Raw genomic sequence first — 20828 nt, 5'->3', positions numbered from 1 at the left:
TGTTCTATTCAATAAAATTAAAAGCCCATCAAATTTGATGGGCTTTTTTAGTATGTGAATATTTTATTCTATTTAGGCGTATAATCTTCCATAGATTGCTTCTGATTGGCATCTAAAACATAACCTATTGTTTTTTTAAAACTTGGATCAAGAAACAACGCATTTTGTATTTGTTCATTAACTTCATTCGATTTACTAGAATCTAGTAACTTTTCAATACCAATTGTAGCCAGGATTTTTTGAAATTTTTCGCTTCTTAATTGACTTGTCACCATATTAACAACAACGCCTTGTTGAGCTTTATTTAAATTCAATCGTTTAGACAAAAGCTTCATTTGAGCTTCAGCTACATTATCAGTAATGGTTTCGGAATCAGATTGAGACAATGGCGTAATTTCTTGTCCCATAACTTGCATCATACTACATGCTAAAAAAATAAACAATAACTTTTTCATAATTATTTCAAGGTTAAAATTCTAACACAAGATACTACATTTCTGTAAAAACAGCTTTAATTTTTATTAAATTGAAAAAAAAATACATTTTTGTAACAAAAACTGCTTTTCTTACGTATAACTATATAGAACATTAATGTTCGAACAATTTAAATACAGAAATTCTTTACATGAGACAACTTAAAATCACCAAGCAGGTTACCAACAGAGAAACTGCTTCGTTAGATAAATATCTACAAGAAATAGGAAAAGTTGACTTAATTACCGCAGATGAAGAAGTAGAATTAGCACAACGCATTAAAGCTGGAGATCAAATAGCTTTGGAAAAATTAACTAAAGCTAATTTACGTTTCGTTGTTTCGGTAGCAAAGCAATACCAAAATCAAGGATTAACCTTACCAGATTTAATTAATGAAGGTAATTTAGGTTTAATTAAAGCTGCGCAACGTTTTGATGAAACACGTGGTTTTAAATTTATTTCTTACGCTGTTTGGTGGATTCGTCAATCTATCTTACAAGCATTAGCTGAACAATCTCGTATTGTACGTTTACCTCTAAACAAAATTGGTTCGATTAACAAAATCAATAAAACTTTTGCTTTTTTAGAGCAAGCACATGAGCGTCCGCCAAGTGCTGAAGAAATTGCGAAAGAATTAGATATGACTATTAACGATGTTAAGGAGTCTATGAAAAATTCTGGTCGTCACGTAAGTATGGATGCTCCTTTAGTTGAAGGTGAAGACTCTAACTTATACGATGTATTAAATTCTGGTGAGTCACCAAACCCAGATAAAGATTTACTACATGAGTCTTTACGTACAGAAATTGAGCGTGCACTTGAAACCTTAACGCCTCGTGAAGCCGATGTAATTCGATTATACTTTGGTTTAGGTAATCAACACCCAATGACATTAGAAGAAATTGGAGAAACGTTTGATTTAACACGTGAACGTGTAAGACAAATTAAAGAAAAAGCTATTCGTAGATTAAAACATACGTCTAGAAGTAAAATATTAAAAACATATTTAGGTTAGTAAGTTTCTTACGACTAAATAACAGTAACAAACAGTTACAAAACATAACTGTTCGTTTTTTGATTGATGAAAGAACCCTCGGCTGATTACCGAGGGTTCACTTTTTTACATTATTTTTGCCGAAACAAACAACACCTCACTAATGAATTCAAAAATAATAGCACCTTCTATGCTTGCTGCCGATTTTGGCAATCTACAACGTGATACCGAGATGGTTAATAACAGTGAAGCCGATTGGTTTCATATTGATGTTATGGATGGGCATTTTGTACCCAACATTTCGTATGGTATGCCAGTTATTCAAGCCATAAAAAAACATGCCACTAAACCTCTGGACGTTCATTTAATGATTGAAAAGCCAGAACGCTACATCGAAGAATTCGCAAAAGTAGGTGCTGATATTATTACCGTACATTATGAATCGACTGTGCATTTGCATAGAACGCTAACACAAATTGAAGACGTAGGCTGCAAAGCAGGTGTCGTTTTAAATTTAACAACTCCCATTAATGTACTAGAAGATATTCTACCAAAATGCTATATGGTTTTACTAATGTCAATTAATCCTGGTTTTGGCGGTCAGAAATTTGAAGATATCACGTATAATCGTATTAAGAAATTACGTAAAATGGCAAATGATCAAGGCCTAGACACACGTATTGAAGTTGATGGTGGTGTAACAGACAAAAATATAAAAGCACTAGTAGAAGCAGGTGCTGATGCCTTTGTTGCAGGTAGTCATGTGTTTAGAAGTGACAATCCAACTGAAACTATTAAACGATTGAAAGAACTTGCAAACTCATAAAAAAAAAAGCTCCAATAAAGGAGCTTTTTTTACTTTAAGTGTTAGTTAAAATTGGTCAATTAAGTAGTTAATTAAATCCGTTGTTGTTACAATACCAACAAGTTTATCACTATCTACTACTGGCAAAGCATGAAATTCACGTTTGGAAAGTATTTCAGCAACTTCCTTAATAGTCGTACTAGATGACACGCTTATAAGGTTTTTTGCCATTACCTGTTCAATTGTAAACATATTGTAAACTACGGTATCTACAGTGTCTTCATCTTCATCTACTGCATCTGCAAAACTGATACGCAATAAATCCGTATAACTCAACATACCAATTATGCTATCGCCACTTACTACCGGAATATGTCTTATTTTTTTTGTTTTAAACAAACGTTCTGCTGTCTCTAAATCATCATTATGATTTAATGTAATGACATTACTAGTCATTATCTCTGAAATTGGTGTTCTTTTTTTCATCTTTCTCGTATTAAAATTCTACTTTAAATTTAAGAATCTTAAAAACCAAAAAGCATGATAAAAATCATGTAAATTTTTCAATAGCCTGCAAAACCAAAATTTAACATCTGTTTTGTTTTATTATAAACCTGAGGGAATTGAGAACGAAATTCATGAGGTGTTTCAATAAATGTTTCAATTATTACTGCTATAAATTCATATTGATTAGTATAGGCATACTCTCTAAAATATTGCGACTCTATTAAACGTTCACGCAATGACTTTTCATTAGAAAGTAATTCTGTAAGTTCTCGAAACGAATCTGAAAAAATGGTTGAGCTCACATCTCGCTCTTTTAAACTGTTTAAATGAATAGCATGAGCAAACTCATGAATACCTAAATTTAAATTATCATTTTCAATATCGTAACCTTCCAAGAAATGTTTCCATGAAATAACCAATGCTCCAAGTTTAGGGTTTAGTTCTCCTTTGTGATATTCACCATTAGCATTAGAAAAAAATTGATCGGGATAGATAAATATTTTACCAACCAACCCAATATAAAAATCTCTAAATCCAAACGTCAACATGACTGCTGTTGCCGAAATCAACACACGCATTTCATCAGTAACATTCAAACCCTCTCTTCCTATAAATGTTTTATCTTTTATAAACGATGCAACGCGATGCTCAAAATATCTCTGTTCCTTTTCTTTTAGCTTTCTAAAAAAAGAAAACTCTTGATGAAGTAGTTTTTTTTGAGTATCAGGCAACTTACGTAACCAACCAATTCCATGCCTATATAAAGGTTTTTTGTTCTTCATAACATATGTCATCTCATACATCTTAAATGCATAGTGGAGCATCATGTAAAAAAGAATGGCAAATAAAAATCCGAGTATTAATTTACTTGCCATGGCATCATCTTGAATTAGTATTAAATAATTCATAAATAAACAACGGTAATTAGACTTTAAAATTATTGAGGGAAATGATAAAAGAGGGAATTAAATATACAAATTATATTGATTTAACATTAGTTTCCTTTTAAGAAAAAGACACAAAGCATCTTTTTTTGAGGAGAAATAATAACTAGGTTGTTATATTATAAACGATCTAATTTTTTATTAATTTTAAATCCTTATTCATATTATGGACAGAAGAAACTTCATAAAAAAATCTGGAAAAACAATTTTAGCAATTTCAGCTATTTCAATTACAGCATCATTGATAACATCATGCAGTAATGATGATGACAATTTCAATGGAGGCTATTATGGTGATGGTTATTATGATGATGGTTATTATGATGATGGTTATTATGATGATGGTTATTATGATGATGGTTATTATGATGATGGTTATTATGATGATGGTTATTAGAATTAACGAAATTTATTTTCAGAAGATGCTGTTTTATTAAGTTATGGCATTTAAAATCAATTGAATTGAAGAACATTTTATTTTTACATGACACTGCTTTATCAACTCCCAGAGGTGCAGAGCTTACTATAAAACAATTAATAGAATTAGGTGTAAAGCGACGACACAATGTCAAATTAGACAGCTTAAGAAACTTTGAAAAGACCAAAAAACTTATATCTGAAACAGATATTATTATTTATTGTAGCACTTCCCGTTGTCGCTTTGAAATTGATTTAATTAAGCAAATTTTAAAAATAAATAAACCCTATATAAAAATTGAATTTGACTACAATTTTTGCGTAAGGCGTAATATTTTATGTACGGTTGATAAAAAAATCACCAATTGTTGCAATTCAGAAAAATTTCATCTCTACAGAAAACTATTTGCTAAAGCCAATCTAAATATCTTTCAATCTCCAAAACATTATCAAGCGCATTATGAATTCTATGGTGAAGCATTATCAAACTACTTCATTATGCCACCTACCGTTTTCGTTGATGACTTAAAACCATCAAATGAAAAAATTAATGATAATATTCCTTTTTTTGGTGATTTAAATTATTTAAAAGGTGGTAAAGCATATGCTGCTTACGCTGAAAACCATCCAGAAGTTAAATTTCCTGTTTACGGGCGAAATCAATTAAAGCAAGTCTTACCTGATAACATCACATTCCATGAGCCTATAAGTAACGATAAAGTTCTGGAAATACTAGGAAAAACAGAGACCTTCATTTGCCAACCTGTTTGGCCTGAACCCTCAGGAAGACTAGCTGCTGAAGCATTTCTTTCCGGCTGTAATATCATAGGAAATGACAGGATAGGCACATTTTCATTTGACTTTTATCCCGATGACAAAGTGAGAGCCATTCAGGAGATGAAAGATGCCCTAAATGATTTTTGGATTGAAACGGAAACCATTCTAAACAAGGAAGCACAAAAATCTTCAGAAAATCTAGGTCAAGTATTAGTCTATAAAAGCTATGGTGGATTAGGTGATATTTTTTTTGCCATACCTGCTATTAATAAACTGGCAAAAGTTTCGAAATGTGTTCATTTTGCTGTTGCGCCAAGGTTGGTTGACTTTTTTAAAACCCATTTAACACAAGTCATTGTTATTAATGAAGAAGTCGCCAGAAAAGAAGAACATTTATATGATAATATTTATGAGTTAGGCAACTACCCTGCATTTAGAGGTTACGATTTACCGCACGCATTGAAGTATCCAACACATAAAAAGGTAAAACAACACGCCATTAGCCATTATATAGATACCGTTTCAAAACTGCATATATCAATTGATAATAAACATGAAAAATACCCATATTTTAAAAGGCAAAAAAAGCAACAAGATTATTTTGTAGTTCATCATGGTGCTGGGTTTTTAATGAAGATTTGGCCAACAGAAAAGTATGCTGAACTAATAGAAAAGTTAAGAGATATTTACCCACATTTAAAATGTAAAATTATTCAAGGTCCTAATGATCCAAATATAGACACCTGTTTCTCCAAACCAATGCCGCATGTGACATATATTAAAGGTGGTATGGAAGATGTTGGAAGAGCTATGTCTGGTGCATTGTTTCACATTGGTAACGATGCAGGAATCACCCATGTAGCGGGTGCCTTTAATGTACCTACAGTAGGTATTTATGGTCCTACAGGCCCTGGAAGTTGGGGGAGTTTTTCGGAAAACAATGAAATCATTTGGGGTAAACAGGGTGTGTGTAATATTCGTTGTAATTATGATGTAATTTTAAATTGTGAGCATAAAATATGCTTACATTCTATTACTGTTAATAGAGTAATTGGTTCAATCTATAAACTTCTCCAAAAAGCGTATCCAAAAAATGTGTCTATTCTTAAGGTGAACCCTTCCATTGAAATTGAATATACTGAGAATGATTGTTTAATTTTATTAAATGGTGATAATCTTTACTTAGAATACCATAATCGCAATATGAAAGAACAGGTTGAGGCTTTGCTGAAAAATGAAACCATACTAGATAAAGAGGATGATACTTTAAAAATGGTTGTTGATGTATTAAAACAACAAAATGTTATTTTTGAAGTACCGGATTTTTTATAATAAATTAAATTTCCTAATCATCATGAAAACTGATTAAACAAAAAAACGCTCAAACAAGTTTGGCGCTTTTCATCTTTTAAAAGGGATTATAGCTCCCTATACGTTCCGTTTTGAAAATAGCTTAAACAAAAAACGCTCAAACAAGTTTGGCGCTTTTCATCTTTAAAAGGGATTATAGCTCCCTATACGTTCCGTTTTGAAAATAGTTTAAACAAAAAACGCTCAAACAAGTTTGGCGCTTTTCATTATTAAACAATTTATTCGTGACCGCGGAGGGATTCGAACCCCCAACCCTCAGAGCCGAAATCTGATATTCTATCCAGTTGAACTACGCAGCCATATTGTTATTTTAAGAAAGTTTAGCTTTAACAATATTAGAAATGGTCTTACCATCAGCCTGACCAGCTAATTCTTTACTAACTATACCCATAACCTTACCCATATCTTTCATTCCTTCTGCTCCAATACTCTCAATTGTTGCAACAACAACACCTTCAATTTCTTCTTCAGACAAAGCCTCCGGTAAAAACTGACTAATAACTTCAGCTTCAGCCAATTCCGGAGCGGCTAAATCTTCACGACCTTGACTCATAAAAATTGCCGCGCTATCCTTACGTTGCTTAACTTGTTTCTGTAATATTTTAAGTTCTTCTTCTTCAGTTAAATCAGATTTTACACCACTCTCTGTTTGTGCCAATAAAATAGCTGACTTAATGGCTCTTAACGCTGTTAAAGCTGTTTGGTCTTTCGCTTTCATAGCCTCTTTTAAGGCAGCCATGACATTATTCTGTAAACTCATATTACTTTTTAATTTGCTGCGAAGATAAAAAGAAAACCCGAATTAACTTAAGAAGTTCTTCGGGCTTTCCATGAAGTCTAAACACTAAACTTAATTTGCTATTAATCGACGTTGTCGTGTAAAAACGAATTATTGTTACGCAATTGGATATCATCGTTATCATCAATACTCAAACTGGTACTTGATCTGTTAGATTCTGATGAATGTTGTGTTTCATCCAAATTTACGCCTTGTCTTTTATAGGCAGGAACTTTCTCAATATCATCAATCTTGGCATTATTGAACTTATAATTAAAATCTTTCATTTTGCGTCTGCGCTCTTCAGCACGTTCTTTTAAAAGATCTGATATTGGACTGTTCATAGGATCTAATTCCTCTGAAACAGGTTCTTCACTAACTTCAGTTTGAACAACTTTCTTTTCAAAAACCACCTCTGAATCCTCAACTTCTATCTTCTCTTTAATTTGAGGTTCCGCTTGCGTCTGATTCATATTAGATTCAACTTCTATATAATCATCTAGAGCATAGCGAACTTCCCCTTCTTCATTTGACTCAGTTACCGGAATAAGCTCAACATAATCCTTAACAGGAAGTTTTTTGATGTTTTCCTCTAGCTCATGAACAACCATGTCATCGCCTTTATTTTCAATAGAACTTTCACTTATAGGCAAATCAAATGTTAATGTGATTTGTTGCTCATCGTCTGTATCTTCAATATTCTCAACTTCAACTTTAGTCTCTGCTTGAGTGATTATAAATTCATCTTCAGGCACATCCAACAATACCTCATCATAAACAACATTTAGGTTTTTAATTTGTTCGGTAGTCGGAATTAAATCATTCCCTTCATCAACTGCAGCAGTATTTTTAGGCTCTAAATCTTCTAATTCATCTAAATCCAAAGTATGCTTTACTACCGGATTTTCTTGTTTTTCTTCCAGCTCAATATTTGGTGTAATAATAGCAGGTTCTCTCATTTTTCTTGACAAATCTTGCTCCATAGATTGATCGTCTTCTAAAGCATGAATGACTTTTTTTGTTTCAGTATTTGAAATTTCATCTTGTTGTTCAATATCAAAACCTGTTGCAATAATTGTTACGGCTATTGAATCTTCTAAAGCTTCGTCTTCTCCAACACCCATTATAATATTGGCACCATGTCCAGCCTCATCCTGTATATGATCGTTTATTTCACCAATTTCATCAATAGTAATTTCTTGAGCTCCAGACACTATAAGCAGCAATACGTTTTTAGCACCTGTTATCTTATTATCATTTAATAAAGGAGAGTCTAAAGCTTTTCTGATAGCCTCTTTAGCTCGATCCTGACCAGAAGCTGTTGATGAGCCCATTATAGCTGTACCGCTATTACTCAATACAGTTTTGGCATCACGTAAGTCAATGTTTTGTGTATAGTGATGCGTAATGACTTCTGCTATTCCACGTGCAGCAGTGGATAAGACCTCATCAGCTTTTGAAAAACCAGCTTTAAAACCTAAATTACCATATACTTCACGAAGCTTATTATTGTTTATTACTACCAAAGAATCTACAACATCGCGCAATTTTTCAATACCTATTTGAGCTTGTTGATTTCTCATTTTTCCCTCAAATTGGAAAGGCATTGTTACAATACCTACTGTCAAGATATCCAAATCCTTTGCCATTTTTGCAATAATAGGCGCAGCTCCAGTACCTGTACCACCACCCATTCCGGCAGTAATAAAAATCATTTTGGTATTAGTATCTAGCATAGTTTGAATTTCTTCAACACTCTCTACTGCAGATTTTTCTCCTATATCAGGATTAGCTCCAGCTCCTAGACCTTCTGTTAGGTTAACACCCAACTGAATTTTATTAGGCACACCACTGTTTTGAAGTGCTTGCGCATCTGTATTACAAATCACAAAATCAACTCCTTTAATACCTTGTTGAAACATGTGATTGATGGCATTACTGCCACCTCCACCAACTCCTATCACTTTAATAACATTTGATTGATTCTTTGGTAAATCAAATGAAATACTTGGTTCGAATTCTTTGTTGCTGCTCATGAATTACGTTTATTTATTCTTTATTTATCGTTTTTTAAGATTTACTCGGCGTTGTCCAAAAAATCTTTTACTCTATCAGTTAATTTATCTAAAAATGATCGTCTCACTGGCTTTGGAGGCTCAATAATTTCTTCATTGTCATCGTCATTTGTTTCTTGTTCTTTTACAGCTTCAACGTAAGCTGCCTCCACTTTTTTGCGCTCCTGTCTCTTTAGTCCATCCATTACCAATCCAACAGCTGTAGCATAAAGTGGACTTGTCACTTCATCATCACTATCGCCTGCTAGATGTTCATTTGGATAACCAATTCGAGTATCCATTCCTGTTATATATTCTACTAACTGCTTTAAATGTTTTAATTGACTTCCTCCTCCTGTTAAAACAATCCCAGCTATCAATTTTTTCTTTTGTTCTTCGTGCCCATAATTTTTTATCTCTACATAAACTTGCTCAATGATTTCCACTACACGAGCATGAATAATCTTGGATAGATTTTTTAATGTAATTTCCTTGGGCTCTCTTCCCCTTAATCCTGGAATTGAAACAATTTCATTTTCTTTATTCTCTCCTGGCCAAGCCGATCCAAACTTAATTTTTAATAATTCAGCCTGTTTTTCTATAATGGAACAGCCTTCTTTTATGTCTTCAGTTATAACATTACCTCCAAAAGGGATAACTGCGGTATGACGAATAATACCATCTCTGAATATGGCTAAATCTGTAGTACCACCTCCAATGTCAATTAATGCGACACCTGCTTCTTTTTCCTCTTGACTCAAGACTGCGTTTGAAGATGCCAAAGGCTCAAGTGTGATTCCTTCCAAATTCAAACCAGCACTTTTTACACATCGACCAATATTTCTAATGGATGACACCTGACCAACTACCACGTGGAAATTAGCTTCCAACCTACCGCCATACATACCTATAGGTTCTTTTATTTCAGCTTGACCGTCAACTTTATACTCTTGAGGCAATACATGAATAATCTCTTCACCTGGTAACATTACCAACTTATGAACTTGATTAATAAGCCTATCAATATCATCTTCATCTATAACCAATTCCGAATTTGGTCGCGTAATATAATCACTGTGCTGTAAGCTTCGTATGTGTTGACCTGCGATACCTACGGTAACATCTTCAATTTTAAATTCAGATGCCATTTCAGCCTCTTGGATAGCCAATTGAATCGATTGAATAGTTTGTGTTATGTTATTCACAACTCCACGATGAACACCTAAACTCTTAGATTTTCCTATTCCTAAAATATCAACCTTGCCGTACTCATTTTTACGACCAATCATAGCCACAATCTTTGTGGTTCCAATATCCAACCCTACTGCTATATTCCCTTCCATAGTTTAAGATTTAGTGCATATCACTTGGCTATCAAATTGCAGATTAACCTTACTATACTTATTCATTAATTTTTCTTTTGTTGCTTTTTTATAAAACACCTTTAGGTTGTTAATTTTTTTATCAAGTTTTTTCAAGCTTCCTAAATACACATTAAAGTTACATTGTCTTAATCTCAAAGAAATACCTCCTTGTTGATCTTGATGAATTTGCGTTACATGCTTCTTTAAAAAGTTATCACTTTCTATTTTTTTTGACATTTTATATACATTAACCAGATTATTTTTATCAACAACACCTGTTACAATAGGTACTCTAGCAGTGTAATTTGTTGACAAAGGCATGAATCCTCCTTGATCGTCTATATAAAATGAACCCGAGTTAAACACTCGTGCTATAGGTTTTTTTTGTTGTACTTCAGCAGTGAGTTTTCCATTAACATCAACAAAAACCTGTGCTGAACGAATCATTGGATTTTTATTTAGGGCAGTTTCCAATTGATTCAAATCTAAAGTTTCTTTGGGCACATTCTTAACTCCTGCTTGATTTTGTATTAACAATTTACTAACAGTTTCATGGGTTATAAAAAGATTGTTTTCTCCTTCAAAAACTATTTCTGGCTCTGATACTTTTCGAGCATTATTTTTGGTGTTCGAAAAAGCATACAACATCACTACCAAAAGCAGCAATCCAATCATTTTTATGTAATTCCAATTAACTCGCACGCAACAAAGCCTTTTTAATATGTTTTACTTCTTCCCCAATATCTCCGGCACCGATTGTAAGCACAATTTTTGCTTGACTCTCTTTTATTTTTGAAATTAAATCTGATTTTTCAACCAATTGTTTATGATTATTTTCAATTTTATCCAATAACAACTGTGAGGTAACTCCAGGAATAGGCAATTCTCTTGCTGGATAAATATCCAATAAGATTACTTCATCAAAACTTGAAAGACTCTTTGCAAACTCATCAATAAAATCTCGAGTTCTACTGAACAAGTGCGGCTGAAAAACTGCCAAAACCCTACTTTCTGGATACATTTCTCTCACTGCTTGATGAACAGCTTTTATTTCCTCCGGATGATGCGCATAATCATCAATATAAACCACATCATCTGTTTTTATATGATATGAAAATCTACGTTTAACCCCTATATAAGATGCTAAAGCTTTGGCGAGCTGCTGGTGAGGGCAACCAAACTCTACAGCCATCGCCAAGGCTATTAATGCATTCGACAGATTATGTCTACCAGGTAGGTTAAATTTGAAATTTTCAATGGTTGTTTCTGGTGTTCTTACATCAAAAACATATGTTCCATTTTTTATTTTTATATTTTTTACTGTGTAATCAGAATCATCTTCAATGCCATAAGTAATACCTTTAATAGGCAGACCATTTCTGACAAATAATTTTCCGTTTTTCTTGATTTTATTGGCAAAATCTATAAATGACTTTTCTAGTTCAGAGGCATCCCCATAAATATCTAGATGATCCGCATCCATTGAAGTGATACAAGCAATGTTAGGTGATAATGTTAAAAACGAACGATCAAATTCATCAGCCTCAACCACTGTAACGTCCGTTCCATTTATAATTAAGTTGGATTGATAATTTTCACTGATACCGCCAAGAAATGCCGTTACTGGAACATTACAGACATTCAACAAATGACCCAAAATACTTGTTGTCGTAGTTTTCCCATGAGTTCCTGCTACTGCCAAGCAATTAGTGTTTTCCGTTATAAGCCCTAAAACAGCCGCACGTTTCATAACTGTGTAATGATTGTTATTAAAATAAGCCAATTCCATATGATCTTTTGGCACTGCTGGCGTGTAAACAACAAGTGTATTATTAGTATTCAATAATCGGGAATCAATATTGGCTATAGAATCATCAAAATGTACAGGAACACCCAATTCTATGAGCCCATCAGTAATTTCAGATTTATTCTTATCATATCCAGATACAAACTTATTGTTAGCATGGAAATATCTTGCTAGTGCGCTCATTCCTATACCGCCAATTCCAATAAAATAAACATTATTGATAGTATCTAGATTCATTTAATGCTTTGCTTTAATAGTTTATCTACTTCATCAGCAATCTCGCTAGTAGCATTTACTAACGCCAATTTCTTTATATTTTCTCCTAGTTGTTTTTGCCTTTCTGGTGAAACCATTAATTGGGTAAACTTATTTTGAAAATCCACTTCCAAATCGGCTTCTCTAATTAATATAGCAGCATCTTCATCAACAATTGCTTGGGCATTTTTTGCTTGATGATCTTCGGCAACATTTGGTGATGGAATAAAAATCACTGGCTTTCCAACAATACATAATTCAGAAACTGAACTTGCTCCTGCTCGAGAAATAATAATATCTGCCGATGCATAGGCACATGCCATATCATTTATAAATGCATGTACTTGAATATTCTTGGTGTGGCTGTAAATTTTATACTGATCATAATAAAGTTTTCCACACTGCCAAACCACCTGTATATTATGTGTCAGTAAATAATCTAATTCTTTTTCAATTAACTCATTTATACGTCTTGAACCCAAACTACCTCCTAGGACCAAAAGCGTTTTTTTCTCTTTTTCTAGACCAAATAAGCTTAGCGCCTCTTGTCTCTTATCATCAATGTTCAATAAATCCTGACGTACAGGATTTCCTGTCTTTATAATTTTATCAGAAGGAAAAAACCGTTCCAAACCGTCATAAGCCACACATATTTTATTAGCTTTTTTGGAAAGTAGTTTATTGGTTATTCCAGGATATGAATTCTGTTCCTGGATTAATGAGGGAATTCCTCTTGAAGTGGCCACTTGCAACAATGGTCCACTTGCAAAACCTCCTGTTCCTATTACAACATCAGGTTTGAAATTTTTAACTATTTTTCTAGCCTTTAATAAACTACTCAAAAGCTTAAATGGAAAAGTTAAATTTTTAATTGTTAGCTTACGCTGAATACCAGATATCCATAAACCAACTATATCGTATCCAGCTTGTGGCACTTTGTCCATTTCCATGCGATCTTTAGCTCCAACAAAAAGAAATTCAGCATCTTTATGACGAGATTTCAATTCATTGGCTATAGCAATAGCAGGATAAATATGACCTCCTGTTCCTCCTCCAGATAATATAATTTTATAATGACTCATTAAATAGTTTCTGATAAAATTTCCAACGGATTTTCACTTTCAATTTCTTGCTCCTTTAACTCCTCTCGCTTGGCACTTACACTTAAAATAATCCCAATTGCTAAACAGGTCATCCAAATAGATGTACCACCACTACTTATTAGTGGTAATGTCTGCCCAGTTACAGGGAACAGTTCTACCGCAACGGCCATGTTAATAAGTGCTTGAAATACAATTGGAAGACCCACACCAAGCACCAAAAGTTTCCCAAATATGGTATCAGACTTTTGAGATGCTATTACTATCCTGAACAATAACCATAAGTAAAAAACCATCAATGTAAAGCCTCCTAATAAGCCATACTCTTCAACAATAATGGCAAAAATAAAATCAGATGATGATTGCGGTAAAAAGTTTTTTTGTTTACTTTTTCCAGGCCCAACGCCTTTAATCCCTCCTGACGCAATGGCTATTTTTGCTTTTTCTATTTGATAATCAGCTTCAGTTACTTCATCATTGGAAAAACTTTCAATACGACTCATCCAAGTATCAATTCTATTAGGCATAGCCTCCGGAAATGCTTTTGCTATCAAAACAAAAAAAGCCAGACATAATATTCCAGTTCCAATAATTATAGCTAAATACTTTACTGGGTAACCTCCTAAAAACACAAGCACCAAAGTCATTAAAAACATAATGGCAGCGGTTGAAAAGTTAGCAGGAAGAATCAATACTAACACCAAAAAAACCGGAATCCATAGTGGTAGAATAGATTCCTTAAATGATATTGTTTTATCCTTGATTTTGGACATATATCTCGCCACATAAACCATCAAAACAACAAATGCAAAGGTTGATGTTTGAAAAGACATATTTACTATGGGTATTTGAATCCATCTACTAGCATTGGCTCCTTCAATAGTTGTTCCTTGAAGCATAGTCAAAACAAGCAAAACAATAACCACCGGCAACATGATAATAGACAAACCCTTAAAATATCTATAAGGTATTTTATGAACCCCATACATAATTGCAAAACCCAAAAACAAGTGCATAAAATGTTTTACAAAATAGGTGAATGTATTACCATTGCCTCCAACATAAGCAAGATTACTAGCCGCACTATAAACTGGTAGAAAAGAAAAAATAGCCAATAGCGCAGCTATTGCCCAAATTAACCTATCTCCTTTTATGTTTTTAAATACAGCCTGCATTTATATAGTTTTTTATAAGTTTCTTACAGCATCTTTAAACTGCCTGCCTCTATCCTCGTAGTTTTCAAATAAATCAAAACTTGCACAGGCAGGAGATAGCAGCACATTGTCACCAGATTCAGCTATTTTATAAGCTATTTTTACAGCCTCACTCATGTATTGTGTCTCAACAATGACATCAACCATCGAACTAAAATTATTCATTAGCTTTTCATTATCTACACCAAGACAGATAATGGCTTTTACTTTTTCATTAACAAATGGAAATAATTCAGTATAGTCATTGCCTTTGTCTTGGCCTCCAACAATCCATACAGTTGGAGCTTCCATGCTCTCTAAAGCATAATAAGTAGCATTCACATTCGTGGCTTTAGAGTCATTGATATACTGAACTTTATTAATTTTTAGAACTTGCTCCAAACGATGCTCTACACCATGAAAATTTTCCAAACTCTCTCTGATGGTTTGTTTTCTTATTTTTAATAAATGAGCTACGGTTGAAGCAGCCATAGCATTTTTTATATTGTGCTTACCTTCTAATGCTAAATTTTTTGTTGGCATAATTATCTGTTCGTTATCTATTGTTATTTTTATATTATCTTTTTCTAAAAAGGCTCCGTTTTCAATTGATTTTATTAATGAAAACGGCAATAATGTTGATTGCACTGGGTTTTGATATAACCAACTTGTAATAACTGAATCATCAGCATCATAAATTAGATAATCACTTGATTTTTGATTCATAGCAATACGAAATTTAGACGCTATATAGTTCTCAAATTTGTAATCATACCTATCCAAATGATCTGGTGTTATATTGGTAATAACAGCAATATGTGGCCTAAAATTCAAACAATCATCCAACTGAAAACTACTTATCTCTAAAACATAATTTTCATAATGCTTTTCCAAAACCTGTTTAGCAAAACTATCTCCTATATTCCCTGCCAATCCAACATCAAGTTCCTGTTTCAAAATATGATGTGTCAAGGATGCTGTTGTAGTTTTGCCGTTACTCCCAGTGATTCCCACAATAGTAGCTTCAGTAAACTTTGAGGCAAATTCTATCTCGGAAATCACGGGAACATTGGCTGCTATTAATCTCTGGACCAAATCCACCTTTGATGGTATGCCAGGGCTTTTCATTACAACATCAGCATTCAATATTTTATTTTCAGTATGCTGTTGATCTTCCCAATCAATCTCATTATTTTTAAGAACGTCTTGATATTTTTGTTTGATTATTCCCTTATCTGAAACAAAAACATCATATCCTTTGGCTTTACCCAATAAAGCGGTTCCAACACCACTTTCTCCTCCACCCAAAATCACAAGCCTTTTCATACTATCTGATTTTCAATGTCACAATCGAAATAATAGCTAGCAGAATTCCTATAATCCAGAACCTAGTAACAATTTTACTTTCGTGATATCCTGATTTTTGATAGTGATGATGAAGTGGTGACATTTTAAAAATACGCCTGCCTTCACCATATTTCTTCCTTGTATATTTAAACCAACTTACCTGCATAACCACAGAGAGATTTTCGGCTAAAAATATTCCACATAGCACAGGTATTAACCATTCTTTTCTAACAGCTATTGCTATTACAGCAATGATGCCGCCAATAGTTAAACTACCTGTATCACCCATAAAAACCTGCGCTGGGTAGGTATTATACCATAGAAATCCAATTAAGGCTCCTACAAAAGCGGCTATATAAATTGTAATTTCCTCTACCCTTGGGATATACATAATATTTAAGTATTCCGAAAATATTATATTACCAGATACCCAAGCAAAAATGCCCAATGTGAGTACAATTATTGCCGAAGTACCTGCTGCGAGCCCATCAATACCATCTGTAAGATTGGCCCCATTGGAAACTGCCGTGATAATAAAAATGACAATAGGAATAAAAATGATCCAAGCATATTGTGCCCAATCTTTATTAATCCATGTAATTATTTCGGCATAATCAAATTCATTGGCCTTTACAAATGGAATTGTTGTTTTTGTTGAACGTTCTTCTGATGCGAATAAATCTGTTGGTTTTGCATCTGGGTTTTTAGCTAAAATTTCCTGCTGTTCAGCTAGTGGCAACTTTTCCTTTAGAGTAACATCAGAATGAAAGAATAGAGTTACTCCAACTATTATTCCCAATCCCACTTGACCTAGCACCTTAAATCTTCCTTTTAACCCTTCCTTATCATTTTTAAATTTTTTGATATAATCATCAATAAATCCAATAGTTCCCATCCAGACTGTTGTGACTATTAAAAGTATGATATAGACATTTTCAAGTTTTGCCAATAACAATACAGGAATGAGTGTTGCTAAAATGATTATAATTCCACCCATGGTTGGTGTACCAGCTTTCTCTACTTGGCCTTCTAAACCTAAATCACGAATGGTTTCTCCTACTTGTTGCTTACGTAAAAACTTTATTATACGCTTACCATATATAGTAGATATTAAGAGTGACAGAATAATAGCCATAGCTGCCCTAAAGGTTATAAACCCAAATAAGGATGCACCTGGAAATTGATACTGCTTCTCTAAATATTCAAATAAGTAATACAACATATTATTTTTGTAATTGCTTTAAAAATTCTTGTACAATCATAAAATCATCAAAGTCAAAACGCTCTCCTTTAATTTCTTGATAGGTTTCGTGTCCCTTACCTGCTATAAGGATAATATCATTGGTTTTGGCCATTTGACAGGCTGCTTTTATAGCTTGTTTTCTATCAGTTATTGAAATGGTTTTTTTGAAATTCTGTGGCTCTACTCCAGCTTCTATCTCATTAATTATAATATCAGGATTTTCACTTCTTGGATTGTCACTTGTAAAAATGACCTTGGTACTTAAAGCCGATGCAATATGACCCATTTTTGGTCTCTTTGTTTTATCACGATCACCACCACACCCAACAACGGTTATCAGTTCTTCATTTTTGGTTCTAATACTATTAATTGTTTCTAGAACATTTTTCAAAGCATCTGGTGTATGTGCGTAATCAACGATAGCAGTGATTTTCTCTTCAGAAATAAGATATTGAAATCGCCCTGATACACTTTCTAAATCACTTATCAGTCTTAAAACTTCTACCTTCTCAAGACCCAAAAGTTCTGCAGTTGCATAGATGGCTAAAACATTGTAAGCATTAAAATTACCTACCAAACGTGTCCAGACTTCATTCTCGTTAATCTTCAATAATAATCCCCCAAATTGATTTTCTAAAATTTGTGCTTTATAATCAGCGAAGCTTTTAAGTGCGTAGGTGAATTTTCTAGCTTGGGTATTTTGCATCATGACCAAACCATTTTTATCATCAATATTCACCAAGGAGAATGCTTGTTTTGGCAAACCATCAAAAAATGCTTTTTTAACGTCTCGATATTCTGCAAAACTGTTATGATAATCTAAATGGTCATGTGAAAGATTTGTAAAAATTCCTCCTTCAAAACGAAGTCCTTCAGTACGCTTTTGATGGATTCCATGTGAGCTAACTTCCATAAAACAATACTCAACACCAGCGTCATTCATTTTCTTTAGATAACTGTTTATTGTAAGTGAATCTGGTGTTGTATGTGTCGCTTTATACTCGGTATTATCAACCATAATTCTGACTGTTGACAATAGCCCTACTTTATAGCCGGCTTTTTTAAACAGTTGGTACAACAGAGTTGCAATTGTTGTTTTTCCATTCGTGCCAGTTACGCCAACTAATTTTAAGTTTTCAGATGGTACCTCATAAAAATTGGAAGCCATTATTGCCAGAGCTGTCGATGTATTCTCAACTTCAACATAGGTAACATCATGCTTGAGATTTTTAGGGAGTTTTTCTGAAACTACAGCTATACAGCCCAAAGAAATAGCCTTATCAATATAATCATGACCATCTACTTGAGTTCCTACAATTGCAACAAAGACATCCCCTTTTGAAATCTTTCGTGAATCAAACACAATATTATTTACAGGTACATTTGTGTTTCCTGCGACAGCATTTAAAGTAACCTTATACAATATGTCTTTTAAAGTCATCATGAGGCTTCAATTACTACTGTTTGACTTCGCTTTACTTTGTCTCCTTTGTTGATTGACTGTGATTTAACTTCACCAACACCTTGCGTTCTCACTTTTAATCCCATATTCTCTAGAATAGCAATAGCATCCATTGTAGGTAATCCAACAACATTGGGCATTATCGTTTTATGTTTTTCAGAGATATCATAGTAAAGTTCATATTCGTTTTCAACTGAAGCCTGTTTTATCTCTAAAGATTCCACCTGATCAATTAATGGCGTATCCGTAAATATTTTTTGAGCAATTCGCTTAAAAACTGGCCCTGTTACATCGGCTCCATAATATCCTTTTTCTACACTTGGCTTATGGATAACTACTATGCATGAATATTTTGGGTTCTCTGCTGGAAAATATCCAGCGAAAGAAGACACGTAACGCCTATTGTCTTCCCAATCTGACATCCAATATTCTGTTTTGGCAGTTCCAGTTTTACCAGCCATAGAAAAGTATGGTGAATACAATGACCGACCGGTTCCTCTAACCACAACATTTTTAAGTATTTCTTGAACTTCTTTTAATGTTTTATCTGAACAGATTTTGTTATTAATGATTTCCTTATCAAAACTTTCTATTTGCTTATCCAATTCTTTAACTTCCCTTATAAAACGTGGCTTCACCATCACACCATTATTAGCTATCGCATTATAAAAAGTTAAGGTTTGCAAAGGCGTAAGAGACAGATTGTAACCATAAGCCATTGATGGCAAGGCATTTTTACTCCATTTCTCATGGCCTGGTTCATAAATTGCTGGTTTACCTTCACCTAAAATTGGTAATCCTAAAGGCTTATGAAGTTTCCAGCTTTTTATTCTATTTAAAAACTTCTCTGGTGTTTTAGCATAGTTATCATCAATTATAGTTGCCAAGCCTATGTTTGATGAAACTTCTAAAGATCTAGCAGCTGATATTTCTCCATACCCACCATGACGGGAGTCATTAATGTATCGACCATAGAACATTTTACGCCCTCTTTTGGTATCAACAATCGTTGAAGTATCAATTACTTTATCCTCCAATGCAGCCATTAAAGCCATAACTTTAAAGGTAGAGCCAGGCTCATGTGACTCACCAACGGCATAATTCAACTTTTCATAATAAGTACCTTTGCTCGTTCTGCCTAGATTAGAAATCGCTCTAATTTCACCTGTTTCAACTTCCATCACAACAACACAACCATGCTCTGCTTCATAATATTCTAATTGCTGTAATAAAGCATGGTGGGCAATATCTTGAATGTTGACGCTAATAGTCGTGTAAATATCATAACCGTCTTTAGGTTCAACCTGATTATAATCCACTATAGGTTTCCATTGACCTTTACCTATTCTTTGCTTAAGACGATGACCATCTTTCCCTCGTAAATATTTAGCTCCAAAGGCACCATCCAACCCTGCTCTAGTTATATTGCCATTTTCATCATGTCTTTCATAACCAATTGACCTTTGCGCAATGCCACCCATAGGATGTTCACGCTTGGTGGTCTGCTCAACAATTAAACCTCCTTTAAAAGCACCCAGATTTAACATGGGAAAATTTCTAACACGTATATAATCTGAATAGCCAATATTTCTAGCAAGTAGTAAGTACCTATTTTTATTGGCACGTGCCTTTCTAATCAATTTTTCATAATATGAGGTTGACTTTCCTGAAAAAACCGATAGCGAATCGCAAAGTGGCTTTAAGTACTTTTCAAATGTCACGGATGATGGTGTAATAGCATCTATTCGTATATCATACTTTGGAATAGAGGTAGCGAGAAGATTCCCATTTGCTGAATACACATTGCCACGATTAGCAGGAATAACTACGTCCTTAATAGTTCGTTCTTCAGCTAAACTTCTGTACTTATCACCTTGCATAAACTGAATGCTCAATAATTTGAACACCACTGCTAGAGCGAAGATGAACATACATC

At 33.7% G+C, this 20828-nt stretch carries 18 protein-coding genes and 1 tRNA gene; 4 read left to right on the top strand and 15 right to left on the bottom strand.

What is annotated here, in order from left to right; all coding sequences use genetic code 11:
* Positions 1-68: 68 nt before the first annotated feature.
* On the bottom strand, positions 69-455 hold the full coding sequence (locus HGK31_RS05640) for a hypothetical protein (protein ID WP_191858839.1): 387 nt from the start codon (positions 453-455) through the stop codon (positions 69-71).
* Between the two features lie 170 nt (positions 456-625).
* On the opposite strand from HGK31_RS05640, the gene HGK31_RS05635 reads away from it, so the two are divergent.
* Positions 626-1489, top strand: a complete 864-nt coding sequence (locus HGK31_RS05635; RefSeq protein ID WP_007648330.1) for a sigma-70 family RNA polymerase sigma factor — start codon at positions 626-628, stop codon at positions 1487-1489.
* Positions 1490-1631: 142 nt separating this feature from the next.
* A complete protein-coding gene (gene rpe, locus HGK31_RS05630; protein ID WP_191858838.1) occupies positions 1632-2294 on the top strand; it encodes a ribulose-phosphate 3-epimerase in 663 nt (220 codons plus the stop codon).
* A 45-nt stretch (positions 2295-2339) separates the two neighbouring features.
* Here the strand turns inward: rpe and HGK31_RS05625 are convergent, their stop codons facing one another.
* Both HGK31_RS05625 and HGK31_RS05620 read right to left on the bottom strand, forming a co-directional pair.
* Positions 2340-2759 (bottom strand): CBS domain-containing protein, encoded by a 420-nt coding sequence (locus tag HGK31_RS05625; protein WP_104735555.1) that lies wholly within the window; start codon positions 2757-2759, stop codon positions 2340-2342.
* Between the two features lie 77 nt (positions 2760-2836).
* Positions 2837-3688, bottom strand: a complete 852-nt coding sequence (locus HGK31_RS05620; protein ID WP_233450988.1) for a zinc-dependent peptidase — start codon at positions 3686-3688, stop codon at positions 2837-2839.
* A 202-nt stretch (positions 3689-3890) separates the two neighbouring features.
* Here HGK31_RS05620 and HGK31_RS05615 point away from each other — a divergent pair, with 202 nt between their 5' ends.
* Both HGK31_RS05615 and HGK31_RS05610 read left to right on the top strand, forming a co-directional pair.
* Positions 3891-4121 carry a hypothetical protein gene (locus HGK31_RS05615; protein ID WP_191858837.1) on the top strand — a complete coding sequence of 77 codons (231 nt, stop codon included), beginning with the start codon at positions 3891-3893 and terminating at the stop codon, positions 4119-4121.
* A gap of 65 nt (positions 4122-4186) precedes the next feature.
* Positions 4187-6250 carry a glycosyltransferase family 9 protein gene (locus HGK31_RS05610; protein ID WP_191858836.1) on the top strand — a complete coding sequence of 688 codons (2064 nt, stop codon included), beginning with the start codon at positions 4187-4189 and terminating at the stop codon, positions 6248-6250.
* A 264-nt stretch (positions 6251-6514) separates the two neighbouring features.
* Here HGK31_RS05610 and HGK31_RS05605 read toward each other — a convergent pair.
* The 12 genes from HGK31_RS05605 to HGK31_RS05550 all read right to left on the bottom strand — a co-directional run bounded on the left by HGK31_RS05605 (position 6515) and on the right by HGK31_RS05550 (position 20823).
* Positions 6515-6588, bottom strand: a tRNA-Arg gene (locus tag HGK31_RS05605).
* 11 nt (positions 6589-6599) lie between these two features.
* On the bottom strand, positions 6600-7049 hold the full coding sequence (locus tag HGK31_RS05600) for a GatB/YqeY domain-containing protein (RefSeq protein WP_191858835.1): 450 nt from the start codon (positions 7047-7049) through the stop codon (positions 6600-6602).
* A gap of 101 nt (positions 7050-7150) precedes the next feature.
* Entirely contained in the window at positions 7151-9103 is a 1953-nt protein-coding gene (gene ftsZ, locus HGK31_RS05595) for a cell division protein FtsZ (protein WP_191858834.1), read from the bottom strand.
* A 41-nt stretch (positions 9104-9144) separates the two neighbouring features.
* Complete coding sequence (gene ftsA / locus HGK31_RS05590) at positions 9145-10464, bottom strand: cell division protein FtsA (protein WP_104735551.1); 1320 nt, start codon at positions 10462-10464, stop codon at positions 9145-9147.
* Between the two features lie 3 nt (positions 10465-10467).
* Positions 10468-11160, bottom strand: coding sequence for a cell division protein FtsQ/DivIB (locus tag HGK31_RS05585; RefSeq protein WP_223115306.1), 693 nt, complete (start codon positions 11158-11160; stop codon positions 10468-10470).
* A 16-nt stretch (positions 11161-11176) separates the two neighbouring features.
* Positions 11177-12529, bottom strand: a complete 1353-nt coding sequence (gene murC, locus HGK31_RS05580; protein ID WP_191858832.1) for a UDP-N-acetylmuramate--L-alanine ligase — start codon at positions 12527-12529, stop codon at positions 11177-11179.
* Positions 12526-13629, bottom strand: coding sequence for an undecaprenyldiphospho-muramoylpentapeptide beta-N-acetylglucosaminyltransferase (murG, locus tag HGK31_RS05575; RefSeq protein ID WP_191858831.1), 1104 nt, complete (start codon positions 13627-13629; stop codon positions 12526-12528). Before murG ends, murC begins: the two co-directional genes overlap by 4 nt.
* Entirely contained in the window at positions 13629-14822 is a 1194-nt protein-coding gene (locus tag HGK31_RS05570) for an FtsW/RodA/SpoVE family cell cycle protein (RefSeq protein WP_191858830.1), read from the bottom strand. Before HGK31_RS05570 ends, murG begins: the two co-directional genes overlap by 1 nt.
* Before the next feature lie 12 nt (positions 14823-14834).
* Entirely contained in the window at positions 14835-16166 is a 1332-nt protein-coding gene (murD, locus tag HGK31_RS05565) for a UDP-N-acetylmuramoyl-L-alanine--D-glutamate ligase (RefSeq protein ID WP_191858829.1), read from the bottom strand.
* Between the two features lies 1 nt (position 16167).
* On the bottom strand, positions 16168-17409 hold the full coding sequence (mraY, locus tag HGK31_RS05560) for a phospho-N-acetylmuramoyl-pentapeptide-transferase (protein ID WP_104735545.1): 1242 nt from the start codon (positions 17407-17409) through the stop codon (positions 16168-16170).
* 1 nt (position 17410) lies between these two features.
* Entirely contained in the window at positions 17411-18874 is a 1464-nt protein-coding gene (locus HGK31_RS05555) for a UDP-N-acetylmuramoyl-L-alanyl-D-glutamate--2,6-diaminopimelate ligase (RefSeq protein WP_191858828.1), read from the bottom strand.
* A complete protein-coding gene (locus HGK31_RS05550) occupies positions 18871-20823 on the bottom strand; it encodes a penicillin-binding protein (RefSeq protein WP_191858914.1) in 1953 nt (650 codons plus the stop codon). Before HGK31_RS05550 ends, HGK31_RS05555 begins: the two co-directional genes overlap by 4 nt.
* Positions 20824-20828: the final 5 nt, after the last annotated feature.

Source organism: Hanstruepera ponticola (assembly GCF_012931685.1).
Taxonomy (GTDB): domain Bacteria; phylum Bacteroidota; class Bacteroidia; order Flavobacteriales; family Flavobacteriaceae; genus Hanstruepera; species Hanstruepera ponticola.
Note: the sequence above shows the minus strand (reverse complement) of the source record. Positions and strands in the feature narration are given on the sequence as shown.